The sequence below is a fragment of the Bacillus sp. 37MA genome (assembly GCF_000372765.1).
Lineage (GTDB): Bacteria > Bacillota > Bacilli > Bacillales > Domibacillaceae > Domibacillus > Domibacillus aminovorans.
The window spans coordinates 1,627,248-1,646,115 of sequence record NZ_KB889752.1; the positions used below are offsets into that span (position 1 = coordinate 1,627,248).

The following is an 18,868-nucleotide window of genomic DNA, read 5'->3' on the forward strand; positions in this document are numbered from 1 at the left end:
CAGTTTAACGTCCTACTTCGCTTTTACCTTGAATCGGGACACTTCTACTGTTCTCCCACCCCATCAAGATTCTTTGACCCAAAGTTATCGAGCAATGCACGCACTTCATTTGTTGATTCTGTGCTCATTAATTGATTTCTTAATTCACTTGCCCCTCGAAACCCACGGACATATATCTTAAAAAAGCGATGAAGAGCCTTGAACGGACGTAGCTCTAATTTTGAATATTTATCATGGAGATCCAGATGCAGCCTTAAGAGATCAAGCAATTCCTTACTACTATGATCTTTCGGCTGCTTTTCAAAGGCAAATGGATTATTGAAAATACCACGCCCAATCATAATCCCATCAATACCGTATTGATGAGCGAGCTTTAAGCCAGTTTGACGGTCAGGGATATCTCCATTGATCGTCAAGAGTGTATCTGGTGCCACTTGGTCACGAAGTTTCTTGATCTCTGGGATTAGTTCCCAATGAGCATCTACTTTGCTCATTTCCTTCCTTGTACGCAGATGAATGGAAAGATTAACAATGTCTTGTTTTAATATGTGTGTTAGCCAGTCATGCCATTCGTCTACATCCGTGAAACCAAGCCTTGTCTTTACGCTTACGGGCAATCCCCCTGCTTTTGCTGCTTGTATTAAATCTGCTGCAACTTCCGGCCGACGGATAAGACCGCACCCCTTCCCATTCTGTGTCACATTAGGCACAGGACAGCCCATATTGATATCTACTCCCCGAAAGCCTAGTTTCGCCATACCAATACTCATTTGCCGAAAGTATTCAGGCTTATCCCCCCATATATGGGCTACAATTGGCTGTTCATCCTCTGTAAAAGTCAAACGCCCGCGCACACTATGATGCCCCTCCGGGTGACAATAACTTTCCGTGTTTGTAAACTCTGTAAAAAACACATCAGGACAGCCTGCTTCACTCACCACATGGCGAAAAACAACATCCGTCACATCTTCCATTGGTGCTAGTATAAAAAAAGGTCGTGGTAAATCACGCCAAAAATTATCTTTCATATTCAAATTCCAATCCTCTCATTATGGGACACCAGACCAAACCCTTATCCCAAAATTAAAAAGCAAAATGTCCCTGCTTCTTCTACACTTATACCATGCTTAAGCACTTTTTATCAAACTGATCGGAAATGTTTATTTCTTTTTTAGATACTCACTGTTCTTAATTTTGTAGCTATTCTCAACTGCTATAAGGTCCATTGGGAAAACTTTCTCTGTTCCCTTATTATAAATTAGCAAAAAAAGGGAAAAAGTTTTTCCTCATTATTATTTAAGTTAAATTTTAATAGCTCGTTAAAACCTATCCAAAACATTTAACATCTTCATAATTCCATCTTCAGATAATGTATCAACCTGCTCCTGTTGCTTCTTAATATTTTTTAATGGCTCCCAAACATTTTTATCAAGATATCCTTCATTTTGAAGTGTCGTAAATGCGGCTTTAGTATACTGAAGATATAAATTAGCAGAACCAACGGAAACGCCCACTTTCTTTTCATGTCTGAAGCGGACTTCTTTAAATTGTTCCTTTTCATTCAATTGCCAATCAATAAATCGCCTAACATCTTCAATAGTGAAGTTAGCAACAAATTTTCTCTTTAAAAAACAGCGTTCAAAGTCATTGAAAAGTTTATGATAAAGAAAAACATTAGCCGAAATCGTATCAGCTAATGTTTTTCATTTCATATGCCTAAATAGACTCTTGCTTCATAAGGTTTTAATGTAAGGTTCCTTAGATTATATTCAAGCTCTTTTTCGTAATTGATTATTAAAAGTTCTTTAGGTGTAAACTCCTCGTTTTCTGGTAATTGGAAAGCTACTGGTTTTCCACTGAAGTTCGTAATAACTAGTAATTTTTCTTTTTCGTATGTACGAATATAGGCAAAAATCTGATCATGATCGGGTAAAATCAATTGATAGTCACCATAGACGATAATGGGGTGCTGTTTCCGAAGTTGGATTAACTTTCGATAATAATGATAAATGGAATTTTCATCATTAACGGCTTTTTCAGCATTGACCTCCTCGTAGTTTGGATTCACTTTTATCCAAGGCTCTCCGGTTGTAAATCCAGCTGCTAGTTGATCATTCCACTGGAAGGGTGTCCGTGTATTATCTCTGCTCTTGGCATATATAGATTCCATGACAGAATGATGGTCTTCATTTCCTTCGATTACTTTTTCATGATAGATATTACGTGTTTCAATATCCCTGTAGTCTTCAATCGCATCAAAATGAATATTGGTCATTCCAATTTCTTCACCCTGATAAATATAAGGTGTTCCTTGAAGCATATGGAGGCATGTTGCCAGCATTTTTGCAGACTCTACTCGGTATTTCTGATCATTCCCAAATCTCGAAACGATTCGCGGCTGGTCATGATTATTCCAATAAAGACTGTTCCAGCCGGTGCCATGTAAACCCGTTTGCCATTTTGAGAGGTTTTCTTTTAAGTCTGGTAACGCTAATGGTTTGAGATCCCATTTACCATCCTTACCTGCATCTAAACCCATATGTTCAAATGTAAAGACCATCTGCAATTCATTACGTCGATAATCTGTATATTTCTTTGCCTCTTCCACATCGACACCAGGCATTTCTCCAACCGTCATGATATCATACTGCGATAATACTTCTTTATTCATTTCCTGTAAAAATTCATGAATACGTGGACCATTTCTGTAAAATTTACTACCAGATGCATAGGTTTTGCCTGCTTTCTGAGGACCATCTGGTAAGCCGGGAACTTTTGAAATCAAATTGATCACATCCATGCGGAATCCATCAATTCCTTTATCAAGCCACCATCTCATCATCCTGTATATTTCTTCCCGTAGCTTCGGATTTTCCCAGTTCAAGTCCGGTTGTTTTTTACTAAATAAATGCAAGTAATATTCATCCGTATTTTCATCGTATTGCCAAGCAGAACCACCGAAAGATGACCTCCAATTATTGGGTTCCTTTCCATTCTTACCAGAACGCCAAATATAATAATCACGATACGGATTGTCTTTGGATTTCCTTGCTTCCTCGAACCATTCGTGCTCATCAGAGGTGTGATTAACGACAAGATCCATCACTAGCTTCATCCCACGATGATGGATTTCATGCAATAGTTCATCCCAATCTTCCATTGACCCAAATTCATCCATAATCTTTTGGTAATGGGATATATCGTAGCCATTATCATCATTGGGGGAGTGGTATACAGGGGAGAGCCAAATAACATCAATGCCTAAATCCTTTAAGTAATCTAGTTTTTCGATGATCCCTTTAAGATCGCCAATTCCATCCCCATTACTGTCATAAAAACTTCTAGGGTAAATTTGGTATACAACACTTTCTTTCCACCAGTTTTTATTCATAAAAATTCCCCTCCAACCGAAAGGGGCTGTCTCCTAAAAGCAAAAGTGTCAGGCATCCTATCACAATACCTAGCGTCTAATCAAGCATTAAACACTAATATGTATATGAAGGCCTGACACGTTCGGAGATAACAACCCCTAGTTTTTAACTCTTCTAGCAAAGTCCACAAAACGAAATTTATCCGGTCTATGCCTTGATTCAGTAAATTGAAAAAGGTTAGTATTATCTAAATAAACCTGACTTCTTATCACTACGACATTAGAGAATCCCTCAAGGTCTAAGAGCTCACGGTCTTCTTCTGTTGGGAACTCCACTACGATTTCCTTTTGGGCAAAGCCAATGACAAGTCCTAATCCATTCTCAATATAATCATAGATTGAATTCTCACAGATCTCTTTAGATAGTAATGGTACGTATTTTTCACTAAAATAGTCCTTATCCAATATAATCTTTTCACCGTTGATTTCCCTGGTACGAACAACACCCCAAATAGAATCTGTAGAATCTGATTTAAGAAGTTTCATGGACTCGTCTTCCAAATTCAAATATCCAATCTTGTGCACGATGGTCTTGCTTTTCAAATTCAGCTTCTTAGTTAGTTCGGTATAACTCTCGATCCCAGACACTGGAAATGAAAACTTATGAATATCGATGACAATTGAACCTTTCCCTCGAATTTTCTGAATATAGCCATTCTGTGACAACAGGTTCAGTGCTTTTCGAATCGTTTCTCGTGATGTCTGGTATTGAACCGTTAATTCATTCTCAGACGGAAGCATGGTTGAAACCGGCCACACATTTCTCTGAATTTTTTCTACCAAGTCATTATAGATTGTTAAATATTTCTTTTGCATGATTTTTGCCCTTCACTTCAGATAATAGATAATCGATTCATAAGGTCTTAAGCGTAATTGTCCCAAGCTCTCGGGAGAATCGTTATAATTGGATAGCAGGATTTCTGGATGTGTGTCTGTCATATGGGCCTCTAAATCAACATTGACCTCTTTACCATAGAAATTACTGATCACTAGTAGCTTTTCTCCATTCCAATTTCTTGTATAGGCAAAGATTTGTGGATCATCTGCAAAAAGTAACACATAGTCTCCGTACGTGATAACATCATACTTTTTACGCAATTGAATTAACTGCTGGTAATGATGGAAAATGGAATCCTGATCCTGTAATGTTTTTTCAACATTAACTTCAGGATAATTATCGGCTACCCCTATCCAAGGTGTTCCACTCGTGAATCCGGCCTGTTCATCATCTGACCACTGTACAGGTGTTCGTCCATTATCACGAGATTTTTGCTGAAGAATGCCGATAACCTCTTCGTCTGTCATTTCCTTACTTCGTAATTCCCGATACGCATTCAAGGATTCCACATCACGATATTGTTCAATGGAAGAGAAATTTGGGTTAGTCATTCCTATTTCTTCTCCTTGGTAAATATAGGGTGTACCTTTCATCATATGAAGCGTTGTTGCCAGCATTTTGGCTGATTCTTTATGGTACTTCTCGTCATCACCAAAGCGGGAAATAGCTCGAGGTTGGTCATGATTACACCAAAACAGTGCATTCCAACCATCCCCTTCATGCATGCCAACTTGCCAATCTGATAAAATCTGTTTTAATTTCAAGAAGTCAAACGGAGCCTTAGTCCATTTCTCTCCATCCGGATAATCGACTTTTAAATGATGGAATTGGAAGGTCATGGATAGTTCTTCGCGTTCTGGATTGGTATATAACACACAGTTTTCTAGAGTAGTTGATGACATTTCTCCAACCGTAAGCATACTGTACTTAGAAAAAACGTTTTGATTCATTTCATATAAATATTCATGGATTCTCGGACCATCTGTATAAAACTTTCGTCCATCCCCTGAATCATCATTTGGGAAATCTTGATTTTTGGAAATAAGGTTAATCACATCGAGTCTGAATCCATCGATTCCCTTTTCTGCCCAGAAACGCATCATTTCAAAGATTTTCTCACGCAGCTCTTCATTCTCCCAGTTTAAATCAGCTTGTGTTTTGTCGAACAAATGTAAATAATATTGATCGGTTTTTTCGTCCCATTTCCATGCAGAACCACCGAACTTGGATATCCAATTATTTGGCACATCATCATTTACAGCGTCTTTCCAAATATAGAAATCACGGAACTCATTGTCCTTTGATGATGAGGCCTGTTGGAACCATTCATGGTGTGTGGATGTATGATTCACAACGAGATCCATGATTAGTTTCATCCCGCGTTTATGTGTCTCATTCAGCAATTCTTGAAAATCATCTATTGTCCCGTATTGTGGATCAATGGAATAATAATCACTAATATCATAGCCGTTATCATTTTGGGGAGATTTGTATATAGGTGTCAACCAAATGACATCGACACCTAGCTTTTTTAAATAATCTAACTTTGAAATGATTCCTTGAATGTCCCCTGTACCGCTTCCAGTCGTATCGTAAAAACTTTTGGGATAAATCTGGTATACGACTGATTTCTTCCACCATGCTTCACTCATATTCTCATTCCTCATTTCACATGTATTTTTAGTTTTTAATTTTTCGTTTTGCAATCACTAACGTAATGATAAATGGAATCAAAATGACTATTAACATTCCCAGTAGGAAGGAACCCATTCCGCTATCGATCGATAGAAATGCAGGAATTCCCCCAACCCCAATAGAAGATGCTTGGACATTCCCTATTGTTATAAAGGCACCTGCAATGGCCGTTCCAATCAAGGCTGCAAAGAATGGATAGCGATATTGTAAATTGACACCAAACATAGCTGGTTCTGTTACACCTAACCAGGCCGAGATACCTGAAGTTCCTGCTAAACCTTTCAGTTTTTCATCTTTTGCTGCTAAGAACATGGCAAATATGGCAGAACCTTGGGCAATATTAGATAAGGCAACAATTGGCCATAAGAATGTCGTTCCAGTGCTCCCAATCAATTGTAAATCAACGGCAAGGAATGTATGATGCATCCCTGTTATAACCAATGGTGCATAAAGAGAACCATAGATAAGACCACCAATGAGTGGTGCCGCTTCAAAAATCGCTACTAATCCATCTGTAATCCAACTACCGATTGTAAAAGTAACTGGTCCGATTATGATGAAAGCTAAGAAACCAGTAACAAGCAGTGCGATAGGTGCAACAACTAATAATTGCAAGGAATCAATCACCCGTTTTTTCAGCCATTTTTCAATGCTGGCCAAAACCCAAGCCGCTACTAATACCGGCAAGACTTGTCCTTGATAGCCCATCATATTCACGTCAAATCCAAATAAGTTCCATGTTGGTGCATTACCCTCTGCAACCGCTAGTGCATAATCGCTGGCAGGCATTAATGCCGGATGTACGAGAATTAAACCTAGAACAATCCCTAATAAAGGATTGCCTCCAAAACGTTTCACTGCCGACCAGCCAATTAACGCTGGCAGGAAGGTGAATGCCGTATTGGCAATTACATTAATCATGTCTGCCACACCGGCCCATGAAGGGTACATCTCGACGATAGATTCATCTGTAAAAATAGGGTTTACTAAAATATTATTAAGACCAAGAAGTAAACCGGCTGTCACAATGGCTGGAAGAATCGGAATAAAGATATCTGCCAGTGTTTTAATAGCACGCTGCAATGGATTTAGCTTATTACCACCCGCAGCCTTAACATCATCTTTAGATGCTTCCTGTATTCCGGTTTCGTGTACCATTGTTTTATACACTTTATCAACGGTTCCTTGTCCAATCACGATCTGAAATTGACCATTTGCAGAGAAAGTGCCTTTTACGACATCAAGAGAATCAAGTGCTTCTTTGTCCACGATCCCTTCGTCGGCTAGAGCAAAACGCAGTCTTGTAACACAGTGTGTGGCAGCATCAATGTTCTCTATGCCACCAACAGCTGCAACAATTTTTTTGGCATCTTCACTATACTCCAACCCTTGTCCCGATTTTTTCTTTTCAATCGGTTTGTCAGCGGGTATATCCTCACCTTGAATGGATAGTTGGAGCAGGGTTGATTCGCCAGCAATAACGGTGCTATCCGTTGTTTTCCCGTAGGAGTCAACCTTATCTCCATTAGTTACGATGATTGGAGTAATATGACTTGCGGCTTTTTCCTTAATTAATTGCAGATCAAACGTAACAAGCGGATCCCCGACTTTTACTTTATCCCCTTGTTTGACGTGAACTTCGAAGCCCTCACCATTCATATTAACGGTCTCTAGACCAATATGAATTAATAATTCAATCCCTGATTTACTTTTTACACCCACCGCATGTTTTGTGGGAAAAGTTAAGATAACTTCTCCATCAACAGGAGAAACGACTTTTCCATCGGTCGGTTCAATTGCCAGACCATCACCCATCATTTTCCCAGAGAATGTTGGATCGGGAACATTCTCGATTGGTGTGACTTTTCCACTGAGTGGCGCAAAAATAGTTTCCTTATAATTTTGGTTAGCCATAGGTAACCCCCCTCTTTTATACTTGTATATACAGGTTGTGTTTACAGTATAACTTGTATATACAAGTTATACAAATGCTTACAACTGGTAAGTTTTTCTTAATAAATTTGTACCCTTTTAGTTATTTTCTAATCCTACTTCATTTATGTTACAATTTTATGGAAAAATGATAGATTCTTATGTAAAGGAAGAAACACATGTCGAAAACACTACCTGTTCAAAAACGAGTAGTTAGAGTTGGATTAAGACGGAAAGATGTAGACTTAGAAAAACAGATTTTGTACGTAAATCAAACCCTAGAACACGATGGAAAAACAATCAAAAAAGAGGCAAAGACCAAGGGCAGTGTAAGATCTATTACAGTGTCACCTAGTACGAATAAAGTGCTGCTCAAACATAAAGAACAACAAGATAGTGAAAAAGGATTCTTTCATCAGAAGATAATGATCTGAATTTAGTTATTTGTGCTGAAAATGGTGCTCCTTATCACCCTCGTAATCTTATAAGGATTTTTAAAACATTGACAGAGAAGGCAGAAAGACTAGGCCATAGTAAAATTACTACGACAATGGATACGTATGGACATCTGCTTCCTAATATGCAACATGATGCTTCTAACCGTCTTGATCAAACTATTTTTTTGGGGTCGTAATAAGTGTTGCCACGAACGAAATTCAATAAAAAATACCACTCAATAAAAGTGGTATAATTCTTTAAAACCCTTGATATATAAAGGCTTCAAGTTCTTTAGTTGGATGATCCCGACTGGGTTCGAACCAGCGACCTCTACCCTGTCAAGGTAGCGCTCTCCCAGCTGAGCTAAGGAATCTAAAGCATTAATTCATAACTATTTAATCAGTATCGCTGAATTGGTCACAAGCTCGTGACCAATGTGTGACCAAAATTTCCGTCTCTTAAGCCAGTTGTTAAAAAGGTTTCCTTCACATTAATTTTGCAATAAAAAGAGCCTAACCCTGTTGCGGAACTGACCCCATAGAGTGAGACAAATAAAAACACCTTTAAGTTGAAAAACGGGTATGTAATTACCTAAAAAACCAACTTGGAGGTGTTTTTTCTGTGGGCACAAGAGTAAGCTATCCAGCAGAAGTAAAGATGAAGGCCGTGAAGATGCGGCTGGCCGGGATACCTGTCAAAGAAGTCATGGCGGAATTAAACATTCGAAACAGGACACAGCTTAAAACATGGATGAGGTGATACAAAGCAGGCGAACTTCACCGGTTTGAACAGCCAGTTGGAAAGCAGCATTCCTTCGGAAAAGGGCCTGAACATGAAAGTGAAACAGAGAAACTTCAGGCAGAAAACCGGTATTTGAAACAGCAGATTGAAATTCTTAAAAAGTACGAAGAATTGGAAAGGTAGTGGTACCGGAGACAGCCGTAGAACTAGTGGAAGACTTCAAAACCAGTATGCCCGTCAGGGAAATATGCCGGCATCTTGGCATTCCTAGATCCACGTATTATCGCTGGAGGAGTAAGTGCCAGTCAGAAACATCTAAGCAGACAATTGAACGAAAGATTGGCATGCTGTGCCAGGCAAATCGATTTCGGTATGGCTACCGGAAAATGACGGCTTTACTGAATCAGGAAATCCTTATCAATCATAAAACTGTGCAGCGTATTATGCAGAAGTATGGCTGGTAGTGCCGTGTGAAAAGAAAGCAGCGACGAAAAATAGGTCAGCCTCACTATACAGCAGGCAACCTGCTGGATCGTAACTTTCAGGCAGATCGGCCCCTTCAGAGGCTCGTAACGGACATTACCTACTTGCCTTTTGGACAGAAAACAATGTATCTTTCCAGTATCCAGAATTTATTCAACGGCGAAATCATTGCCTACTCTATTAGAGACTGCCAGGATACCGATTTTGTGCTCGATACCCTGTCGCAGCTTCCATCCCTGCCCGAAGGATGCATTCTGCACAGTGACCAGGGAGCTGTTTATACGTCTCAAGCGTACCAGCAGAAAGTCAAAGAAAAAGGCATTACCATGAGCATGTCCCGTAAAGGGACGCCCGCTGATAATGCCCCGATCGAATCATTTCATGCCTCGCTAAAGTCTGAAACGTTCTATCTCGACGAGCTTCGAAGCACGACGACCGCCATCGTTGTGCACACTGTCGAAAACTATATTCACTATTATAACCATATCCGTATTCAAGCAAAATTAAACAATCAGCCGCCGGTCACGTACCGGCAGCTGACTGCTTAAAAGGTATTTTGATCCCTGTCTCGAAAACAGGGGTCAGTCCCATTGCCGGAGGGCTTTTTTATATAACTACTCCCAAAATAGGGAGTATCTGATCAATTAAAGTTCTTCTAAAATCTCTTTATACTCTTTAAGTACAAGCTTCCTTTCATCTAGTTGCTTGCTTATATTTTCAATATCTTTTTCTATCCAATCTATATCTTTTTTTATTGATTCAACCTCGTTGGATTCTAATATCCATTTATCCGAAGAAGGCTCTTCTCCGCGCATGTAAACTTCCATTTCCCATCCATTAATCCACACATATACCTTTTCTGCAAATTCAACTGAAAATGCCTCAATTTTACTTGGCCCTGCATATATGATTGTTTCTCCAGGATTACTTTCATTTTCTTCAAAACATACCGTTACATAGGTTTTCATAAATTGAACACTCCTTTTAATTGTTTTTTTATAAATTTCATTTCATATTCTAACTCATTAAAAAAAGCAGCACTGGCTGCTTTAATGTTAAAATCTTTATGAGAAAAGCGTATTAGAACCCTTCAAAAAAATAAGTAGGAAAATATTATTGGTTCTGGTGCAAATATAGTATGATCTTGAAAGATTCGTACAGATTCCTAAGGGAATCGAGGTTTACGCAGTAATTCCAAATAATTAATGGATGAACTTCACTTGATTTTGGATAGACTTGTCTCGTAAAATAAGTTGCCCTTTTTTAGCCATATGCACGCCTTCTATTCCAGAAATATGGTAAATAGCTAAAAATAATGATTCTTGGAGAGAATGCAAAATGATTAGATCAGTCATATTTGATTTATATGGGACTTTGATTGAAATCACAAAATAAGTTTAAGGAGTTTAAATATATGGACAGCATGATTTTTGATCTAGATGGGACATTATGGGATTCAACAGACACGGTCCTGCTGGCGTGGAATAGTTTGATGAAGGATTACAAGCAAATCAAAAGGGACATAACGAAGGAAGATCTTCAGAGTGTCATGGGACTTCAAGTTCCCGAGATAGGAAAAAAACTGTTTCCGGACTTAAATGATCAAGAACGGAATCGATTTTTAGAAGAAAGCTGCCTAGCAGAAAATACATTTTTAGGAGAACAGGGCGGGGTTCTTTTTGACCAAGTAGAAGATGTATTGAGGATTCTTTCACAGAAATATAAGCTTTTCATTGTAAGCAATTGTCAGGATGGATACATTGAAGCATTTTACAAGTTTCATCAATTAGAAAAATACTTCACAGATTATGAAAATCCAGGGAGAACAGGTCTTTCAAAAGGAGAAAATATTAAATTAATCATGGAACGAAATCACTTAACCAAACCTGTCTATGTAGGTGACACGGAAGGGGATCGAAAGGCAGCCCAATTCGCCGGTATTCCATTTGTCTACGCCAAGTACGGATTTGGACAAGTAAATGAATATGATTATGCAATTGAAACCTTTGATGAACTTGTTAAACTATTTTAAACGAGGAGGCCGTTTCTCCAGCTTTGATTGGAAGCAGAAGAAACGGCCCTTGATTACTTATTCCCTCGAACCAACAAAGAATAGCACAAACATCGCTAACGGCAATGATAATTCCCATTGGAAACGTTCCAAGTATGGTGGAACAGCTTTGCTTTGTGGGGCGTTTTTCAGTAGAAAGATCTATTGATGAGGCACGGTATACTTTATATTTAGATTTAGCAAATTTCCTAAATCAGAGAGGAACAAAACCTCAAAGAAGTTTTTAATTTATGATGAGTGTTTATTAGTTGATGTAGACGTTTCTTCTTATTTCGCTGTTTTACCGATAAAAGACTTTTTTGTTAAGTACCGAAATAAGGTGGAACGCTTATGAAATGTCCTGAATGCGAAAATATCCAGATCTGGCGAAACGACATCGAAATTCGTCCGGCTTTCCCGTTCTCTTTGATTATGAAATTGAATTCCTCTCAACGCCGGAGCCTTCATTTTATCCATTCTGCAGACCACAAAACTCATGTGGCAGCACCCCCGGTTTTGATCTTTTTTTCGGCGTAACTTCTATGTAAGTATAGCTGACCTATACTTTGCATCGCAAAGTGTGAGGTCTACGACCCCTTTTTTCGCAAGCGAAAAAGCACACCAAAGCGTGCAAGATCATAAGCAAAACCTTGGATGCTGTCCAAACCTGTAAGGGGAAATTTTCCCCTTAACCCCATCCAAAAAACTCCCTCAACCCCTTCACTTTTTTGAGGGGGCTCCCTCGCCGGTAGGCGTCAAACAAATACGTTTGTTTGAATGCCAAGAGGGTCTTGGCATAGAGAGATTGTCAATTCCTTAATGCTCCCTTCGGTCCGCTTACCATTGACAATCGCCAAAATGTAGCATCGCTCCTTTTTAAAAGGACTATGCTCATATTTATTTATAAAAAACTAAAAACACCGATCCGATTATTCAGATGGTGTTAAAAAGCTACTAAATTTCCTTGTTTTACCTAAAATGTTGATATTTTCTGATTTATATTTCGTGACATTTAAAAATTTTGTAATATAATTGTAATCATAATTTAATATTTTAAAAGATCAAGGCAAACCATTCAAAAGATTGGGACGCAAAGCTACAGATCTAAGGTTTTAAACTATGATGGCTGGGTTGCAAAACCATAGGAGTGATATATTTGTTGATGAAAAAGTTATTCAAAACTCTATTTGTAGTATTAACATCACTAGCATTGGGAGTAAGTATTCTATCCACGAAAGTGGAAGCTAATAATGAAAAAAACAATGACCTTATCATAATCAACAAAGCCTATAATAAGATGGTGTTTATCAACGATGGGTTTATTGAAATGGTTGCACCAGTAGGCACAGGTCGCACATGGGATCTCACCCCTGTTGGGCATTTTAAAGTTGTGAATATGGTTAAAAATAGACCTTATTACAAAAAAAATATCCCTGGTGGTTCACCAAATAATCCTCTTGGCGCACGATGGATTGGCTTCAGTGTACCGGGAAATTGGGGAACTGAAACAGGAAATGTATTTGCACTCCACGGAACTAATCAACCGGCCTCTATTGGTGGCTACGTTAGTTCTGGATGTATCAGAATGAATAACAACGACATTGTTAAGCTATATGATAAAGTCGCTAACGGAACACTTGTGACAATCACTTATTCAGACAAATCATTCCAAGAATTAGCAAAAATGTATGGCTATTCGATAAAAGGTTTTAGATAAGAGTTTCCGGAAATTCAATATACGTATAACTAGACTAGACTGGTCAAGCTAGGAGTGCTGTTTCTCAAACCACGTATACAGGCAGGTATGATAAATGGTATTAATTAAAACTATTTTTACATTTTTGACCTTGAATATATCAAGGTTTTTTTGTATTCCATTCATGTTCTACTAATTTCATTTTTTTAAGGTCAAATCCTTAGATTATGCGTCTTATGATAAAAAGACTTTGCCAAAAACAAAAAAATACTTCGTTAGCAGCCTATCTAATCTTCTCTGCTTTGCTTACCTTACCTTACCTTACCTTTACATCCTAACTAATCATATCAAAACCAACCTTCTTTTTTTCGCAAGCGAAAAAGCACGCTAAAGCGTGCAAGATCAAAAGCAAAACCTTGGACGCTGTCCAAACCTGTAAGGGGAAATTTTCCCCTTTTAGACAAGCAAAAAAACCTCCTTTCACACTTATCAAATAAGCATAAAAGAAGGTTAGGGTAAAAAATGGCCGTGGTTATAATGACCATCAAATTTTAGGTATTCAATTTAAAAGAAGTGTTGGTAAACGTTGATATACCACATTAAATCGCTGTCAACCGTAGTACATCACGGGCGATCATCACTTCTTCATTTGTTGGAATCACAATCACTTTAACCGGTGAATGCGGGTAACTGATAAGCGCTTCCTGTCCGCGAACGTTATTGAGACTGGAATCCCAGTAAACACCCATGAATTCAAGACCGCGGAGTATACGAGCACGTGAGGCAATGTCATTTTCACCGATGCCGGCTGTGAAAATGATGGCATCAACACCTGACATTCTTGCTGCGTAAGAACCGATGTATTTATGGATGCTGTTTGCGAATACTTCAAGCGCTGTTTCCGCTCGTTCATTTCCTTCATCAGCAGCTTTGGTAATGTCACGCAAGTCGCTCGATAAACCAGAAATGCCCAGCATGCCGCTTTTTTTGTTTAATATATCAAGCACTTCATCGGCCGTTTGCCCCGTTTTCTCCATAATGAATGGCATTAAAGCAGGATCAATGTTTCCTGAACGTGTGCCCATCGGTACGCCCGCAAGCGGTGTAAAGCCCATCGATGTATCGATTGATTTACCACCTTCGATCGCCGCAATACTCGCGCCATTGCCAAGATGGCATGAAATTAAACGCAAATGTTCAATCGGACGGCCAAGCAGCTGTGCTGCGCGTTCGGTTACGTATTTATGTGAAGTGCCATGGAAACCATATTTGCGGATGCCGTACTTTGTATAATATTCATATGGCAGGCTGTATAAAAAGGATTTCTCTGGCATCGTTTGATGGAATGCTGTATCAAATACTGCGATCGACGGTATGTTTGGCAATACGTTTTGGAAAGCACGAATACCCGTAACATTAGCCGGATTGTGCAGCGGCGCAAGTTCTGATAATTCTTCAATTTGCGCAAGTGTCGCCTCATCAATTAACACGGAATCATTAAATGCTTCTCCGCCATGAACGACACGGTGGCCGATGCCGTCAATTTCGTCAAGAGATGCGACGATGCCCTTAGACACTAATTTACTTAGCAGCATTTGAACGGCAACCGCGTGATCTGGAATGTTTGTTACTTCTTTATCTGTAGAACCAGCAGGAGTTAACATCGAAAAAACAGAATCAGATAAACCGATTCGTTCTACCAACCCTTTTGTTAATACCTCTTCTTTTGGCATTTCAAACAACTGAAATTTTAATGACGAACTTCCTGCATTAATCGCAATTACTTTAGACATTGTATCCTCCCTGTATAGATCGAACAATTTCCTCTCTATATAGAGATATCGTGTTCTCATGTAAATAGCAAGCATTCATTCTTTCCTAAACCGCTTTCATTAAATAATAATTATTTTCCGACAAATCAGTTTCATGTATTTCTTTTTCTGCTTTATTTATATTTCTTCTTTTTTATGTGAATTATTTGTGTAAACAACCATGTTATTATTGTCTGAAAATAGTGTACAATGAGGTTATGATGTATAAAGGAGATTGAGAGATATGAAGTTACTTTGGGATTTAGATGGAACCATTTTTGATACATATCCAGCGATTCTCAATAGTTTTATCGCGGTACATGAAGCGGCGCACGGCGAGACAACCGACCGGAACGAAGCACTTCGCTGGCTGAAAAGAAACTCGAAACTTGCCTTCCAGCAGTATCGTATTTCAGAAGATTTCCGGCCGCTTTTTACAGAGCTGGATCATAAGCAATCTGAAGCAGGCAGTCCTCCATTTGATGGCATAAAAGAGATTTTGGCGGCAGCTGATGTGAACGTCATCGTCACACATAGGACGAAAGCATCAACGATTGAATTGCTGACAAAATGGGGGTTAATTGACTTCTTTGATGAAATTGTCAGTCCAGAAGATGATGGATTTCCACGTAAACCGGATGCGGCTGCCTATCATTATTTAAACGAAAAATACGATCTTGATTGGGCGATTGGCGACCGTTCGCTTGATTTAATCCCCGCTCGTGAAGCAGGTCTTAAAACCGTTTCGTTCCAAAACGCCGACATTGAAGCCGACGTTTATCTCGATGCGTACGATGAGACATTTTTTGAAAAAGTAAAGTGAAAGGAAGCTGTCCTAAAAGTCGGTGAATAACTGACTAAGGACAGCTCTTTTTTTTGTTTTAAAAAGATAATTTAGTGTTGTTTAAAGTGATTTCGGTGTAAAAAATGATGCGTTCGTTCTTCTCAAACTCCCTTCCGCTGTACGCTAGCATTTTCATATAAAAAAAGAAAACGGCTGAACAAAGCAGCCGTTTTCAAGCATCTGAACTTTCTTTTTATAGATTTTCAAGAATGACAGTGATATTCGATTTCATCATCTTAATATACGTATCGCCATCTTCTCCTGGTTTTCCTAAAGAATCAGTAAATAAGGTTCCCCCAATGGGCACTCCTGTTTCCGATGAAACCATTTCCATACTGCGTGGATCAATACTTGTTTCAACAAATAAAGTAGAAGGCTTCTTGGCTTTGATTAATTCCACTACTTTCGTTACCTGTTCGGGTGTTCCTTGATTTTCTGAATTGATCTCCCAAATGTATCCTGCCTGGAAGTTGTATGCCGCACTAAAGTATTTAAAAGCCCCTTCACTTGTGACAATGAAGCGCTTTTCCTCTGGGACTTTATTAAAATCAGCCACTGCCTGCTCGTGAAGTTCTTGTAATTGTTTTATATACACTTTCGCATTTTCTTCATAAACTGCCGCATGTTCAGGATCTACTTCGATCAAACCATCCCGTGCATTTTCTGCATATTTGATGCCATTTCGGATATCAAGCCATGCATGAGGGTCTTCTTCTTCTTCTTTTCCTTTCGTTGTTAAATGTTTTGCCTCGACTCCTTCGCTCATACGATAAACCGGTGCATCTTCACTTGCTTTCCCTGTCGTTTCAAGCAGTTTTTCAAACCACGAATTACCTGCTTCTAAATTTAAGCCATTATAGAAAATAACATCTGCATCCGTTGCTTTTTGAATGTCTACCGGCAGCGGATCGTATTCATGCGGATTTGATCCTACTGGGGCTAAGCTATGTATTTCTACTCGATCGCCGCCCACGTTTTTAACAATGTCGTATAGAATGGAATACGTTGTGACAACTTGTAATTTTTCTTCTTTCGTTTCTGAGCTGCCTTGCTTTTCTTCGCTGCAGCCTGCCATAAAAATAATAGCCATTAAACTGATAAGTACCAGCTTTAAAAAATGATTCATTTTCTTCTCCTCCACACTTTTACGAAAGTGACATTTTTTTATTTCTTGATTTTATCGCGCGCCACAAAATTCCTTGTTTTGGCGAAAAGAAAAAGGCCAATAAGAAAAGTACAGTAGAAACAAGTACGATTGTCGCGCCTGAAGCTAAATTATAAGTGAAACTAAAATACAATCCTACAATGGATGCAATGACACCAAAAAAAGCGGACAAATAAATCATGATCCATAATCGATCCGTTAGTAAATAGGCTGTCGCAGCCGGTGTAATTAGCATCGCGACCACAAGAATGATGCCGACTGTCTGCAAAGAGGCTACTGTCACCATCGTCAGCAATGTCATTAAAAAATAATGAATCCACTTTGTCGGCAATCCATACGCCTGTGCCATTGTCGAATCAAATGACGACACAAGCAATTCTTTATAAAATAAATAGACGGATAATAAAACAAAAATTCCTATGCCAAGCGTGATCCACATATCCGACGGCCGGACAGCTAAAACGTTTCCAAACAAGATATGATAAAGATCTGTACTGCTTTTCATAAATGTGATCAAAATAATACCTAAAGCAAAAGCTGCGGTAAACATGATACCTATCGAGATATCATTTTTAATCCGGCTATTTTGACTGACAAAGCCAATACCCATAGCTGTTACGACGCCTGAAATGACTGCTCCGACAAAGAAATTAACCCCGAGCATATACGCAATGGCCACCCCTGGAAGAACAGCATGCGAAATGGCATCTCCCATCAGGGCCATTCCTCTTAATATGATGAAACAGCCAATGACCCCACAAATAATCCCCACCATTGTAGACGTCAATAACGCTTTTTGCAAAAACTCGTATTGAATAACTGCGTCAATGAATGACATTACGCGTTCACCCCCATCTCCTCGAGAAATGAAAACTGACCGGAATAGGCTCTAGCTAAAATTTCCTTTTGAAAAACAATGTTCGCATCACCAAATTGAATGAGTTCTTTATTTAATAAAAGGAGTTGGTCAAAATACTCATTTGCTTTGCTTAAGTCATGATGAACGACGAAAATGGTTTTCCCCATACTCGTGAGTTTCTTCAAAATACGAATAATTGTTTCCTCACTTAAAACATCCACCCCGACAAATGGCTCATCAAGAAAAAAGATGTCTGCCTTTTGAGCAAGCGCTCTTGCTAAAAATACACGTTGCTGCTGACCACCTGAGAGTTCACCAATTTGCCGCTTACTGAAACCATCCATTCCGACTTCTTTTAAACATTGAAGTGCCCATTCTTTTTCTTTTTTACGAGGTTTTTTAAAAAAGCCCAGACCCGGATATGTACCAATTATGACCGTGTCTAAAACGTTGATCGGAAAATCCCAGTCAATCTGACTTCTTTGTGGGAGATAAGCAACGGACTTTCTTATATCTGCAAATGATTTCCCATGAAATAAAACCTCTCCTTTATCTCTTGGAATCAAATTCAACAGCGCTTTTAATAATGTTGACTTTCCCGCTCCATTTGGTCCAATGATCCCGACTAGTTTTCCTGGTTTAACGGAAAAGTTGACATTGCGGATCGCATCATTCCCATGATAAGAAACAAATAAGTTTGACACATGAAGTACTGGCTTCATTCTCATCATCTCCCTTCAAATCATAATTTCTCTCTATCTTAAAATTTTTCCCTAAGGCAACTTTTAGTTTAAAAAAGAGCAGATGTATTTTTGTTTCATGTATACATGTTATATGTACTCATATTAAAGAGTTGCCCTTATGAAACATTTTAACTCTATAACAA

General features: G+C 38.8%; 16 protein-coding genes, 1 tRNA gene, 2 pseudogenes and 1 riboswitch. Of the genes and pseudogenes, 5 read left to right on the forward strand and 14 right to left on the reverse strand.

Annotated elements, in window-relative coordinates; translation table 11 throughout:
* Nucleotides 1–44: 44 nt before the first annotated feature.
* From A3M5_RS0109185 to treP, 6 genes are all read right to left on the reverse strand, one after another.
* The gene (locus tag A3M5_RS0109185) at nucleotides 45–1,028 is read right to left on the reverse strand and encodes a tRNA dihydrouridine synthase (RefSeq protein WP_026221651.1); all 984 of its coding nucleotides are present in this window, start codon (nucleotides 1,026–1,028) and stop codon (nucleotides 45–47) included.
* Nucleotides 1,029–1,319: 291 nt separating this feature from the next.
* Nucleotides 1,320–1,565 (reverse strand): site-specific integrase, encoded by a 246-nt coding sequence (locus tag A3M5_RS0109190; protein WP_018393470.1) that lies wholly within the window; start codon nucleotides 1,563–1,565, stop codon nucleotides 1,320–1,322.
* A gap of 143 nt (nucleotides 1,566–1,708) precedes the next feature.
* On the reverse strand, nucleotides 1,709–3,391 hold the full coding sequence (locus tag A3M5_RS0109195; RefSeq protein WP_018393471.1) for a glycoside hydrolase family 13 protein: 1,683 nt from the start codon (nucleotides 3,389–3,391) through the stop codon (nucleotides 1,709–1,711).
* Between the two features lie 138 nt (nucleotides 3,392–3,529).
* The gene (gene treR / locus A3M5_RS0109200; RefSeq protein WP_018393472.1) at nucleotides 3,530–4,246 is read right to left on the reverse strand and encodes a trehalose operon repressor; all 717 of its coding nucleotides are present in this window, start codon (nucleotides 4,244–4,246) and stop codon (nucleotides 3,530–3,532) included.
* 12 nt (nucleotides 4,247–4,258) lie between these two features.
* Nucleotides 4,259–5,920 (reverse strand): alpha,alpha-phosphotrehalase, encoded by a 1,662-nt coding sequence (gene treC / locus A3M5_RS0109205; protein WP_018393473.1) that lies wholly within the window; start codon nucleotides 5,918–5,920, stop codon nucleotides 4,259–4,261.
* A gap of 28 nt (nucleotides 5,921–5,948) precedes the next feature.
* The gene (gene treP / locus A3M5_RS22745) at nucleotides 5,949–7,877 is read right to left on the reverse strand and encodes a PTS system trehalose-specific EIIBC component (protein ID WP_018393474.1); all 1,929 of its coding nucleotides are present in this window, start codon (nucleotides 7,875–7,877) and stop codon (nucleotides 5,949–5,951) included.
* 197 nt (nucleotides 7,878–8,074) lie between these two features.
* Here treP and A3M5_RS22750 point away from each other — a divergent pair, with 197 nt between their 5' ends.
* Nucleotides 8,075–8,329: a site-specific integrase gene (locus tag A3M5_RS22750; protein WP_018393475.1), complete on the forward strand. Its 255-nt coding sequence runs from the start codon at nucleotides 8,075–8,077 to the stop codon at nucleotides 8,327–8,329.
* Nucleotides 8,330–8,633: 304 nt separating this feature from the next.
* Here the strand turns inward: A3M5_RS22750 and A3M5_RS0109220 are convergent.
* Nucleotides 8,634–8,706: transfer RNA gene (locus A3M5_RS0109220), tRNA-Val, on the reverse strand.
* A 248-nt stretch (nucleotides 8,707–8,954) separates the two neighbouring features.
* Here A3M5_RS0109220 and A3M5_RS22760 point away from each other — a divergent pair.
* A pseudogene (locus tag A3M5_RS22760) lies at nucleotides 8,955–10,105 on the forward strand (IS3 family transposase).
* 96 nt (nucleotides 10,106–10,201) lie between these two features.
* On the opposite strand, the gene A3M5_RS0109235 reads toward A3M5_RS22760, so the two are convergent.
* Both A3M5_RS0109235 and A3M5_RS26140 read right to left on the reverse strand, forming a co-directional pair.
* Nucleotides 10,202–10,525 (reverse strand): hypothetical protein, encoded by a 324-nt coding sequence (locus A3M5_RS0109235; RefSeq protein ID WP_018393478.1) that lies wholly within the window; start codon nucleotides 10,523–10,525, stop codon nucleotides 10,202–10,204.
* Nucleotides 10,526–10,759: 234 nt separating this feature from the next.
* Nucleotides 10,760–10,852, reverse strand: a pseudogene (locus tag A3M5_RS26140) (IS6 family transposase); the annotation flags it as partial.
* Nucleotides 10,853–10,971: 119 nt separating this feature from the next.
* Here A3M5_RS26140 and A3M5_RS0109240 point away from each other — a divergent pair.
* Complete coding sequence (locus A3M5_RS0109240; RefSeq protein ID WP_018393479.1) at nucleotides 10,972–11,589, forward strand: HAD family hydrolase; 618 nt, start codon at nucleotides 10,972–10,974, stop codon at nucleotides 11,587–11,589.
* 306 nt (nucleotides 11,590–11,895) lie between these two features.
* Here the strand turns inward: A3M5_RS0109240 and A3M5_RS26830 are convergent, their stop codons facing one another.
* Complete coding sequence (locus A3M5_RS26830; protein WP_018393481.1) at nucleotides 11,896–12,105, reverse strand: plasmid recombination protein; 210 nt, start codon at nucleotides 12,103–12,105, stop codon at nucleotides 11,896–11,898.
* A gap of 557 nt (nucleotides 12,106–12,662) precedes the next feature.
* Nucleotides 12,663–12,746, forward strand: a riboswitch (cyclic di-GMP riboswitch).
* A 23-nt stretch (nucleotides 12,747–12,769) separates the two neighbouring features.
* On the opposite strand from A3M5_RS26830, the gene A3M5_RS0109260 reads away from it, so the two are divergent.
* Nucleotides 12,770–13,324, forward strand: coding sequence for a L,D-transpeptidase (locus A3M5_RS0109260; RefSeq protein ID WP_034299206.1), 555 nt, complete (start codon nucleotides 12,770–12,772; stop codon nucleotides 13,322–13,324).
* A 578-nt stretch (nucleotides 13,325–13,902) separates the two neighbouring features.
* Here the strand turns inward: A3M5_RS0109260 and A3M5_RS0109270 are convergent.
* Nucleotides 13,903–15,096, reverse strand: coding sequence for an acetate kinase (locus A3M5_RS0109270; RefSeq protein ID WP_018393485.1), 1,194 nt, complete (start codon nucleotides 15,094–15,096; stop codon nucleotides 13,903–13,905).
* A gap of 262 nt (nucleotides 15,097–15,358) precedes the next feature.
* Between A3M5_RS0109270 and A3M5_RS0109275 the strand changes: the two genes are divergently transcribed.
* Nucleotides 15,359–15,937, forward strand: a complete 579-nt coding sequence (locus A3M5_RS0109275; protein WP_018393486.1) for an HAD hydrolase-like protein — start codon at nucleotides 15,359–15,361, stop codon at nucleotides 15,935–15,937.
* A 214-nt stretch (nucleotides 15,938–16,151) separates the two neighbouring features.
* Here A3M5_RS0109275 and A3M5_RS0109280 read toward each other — a convergent pair whose 3' ends face one another.
* The 3 genes from A3M5_RS0109280 to A3M5_RS0109290 are packed head-to-tail and all read right to left on the reverse strand — an operon-like array spanning nucleotide 16,152 to nucleotide 18,704.
* Nucleotides 16,152–17,084 (reverse strand): metal ABC transporter substrate-binding protein, encoded by a 933-nt coding sequence (locus A3M5_RS0109280; protein ID WP_018393487.1) that lies wholly within the window; start codon nucleotides 17,082–17,084, stop codon nucleotides 16,152–16,154.
* A gap of 19 nt (nucleotides 17,085–17,103) precedes the next feature.
* Entirely contained in the window at nucleotides 17,104–17,961 is an 858-nt protein-coding gene (locus tag A3M5_RS0109285; RefSeq protein WP_018393488.1) for a metal ABC transporter permease, read from the reverse strand.
* Entirely contained in the window at nucleotides 17,961–18,704 is a 744-nt protein-coding gene (locus A3M5_RS0109290; protein WP_018393489.1) for a metal ABC transporter ATP-binding protein, read from the reverse strand. The genes A3M5_RS0109285 and A3M5_RS0109290 overlap by 1 nt, the downstream gene beginning before the upstream one ends.
* Between the last annotated feature and the right edge of the window lie 164 nt (nucleotides 18,705–18,868).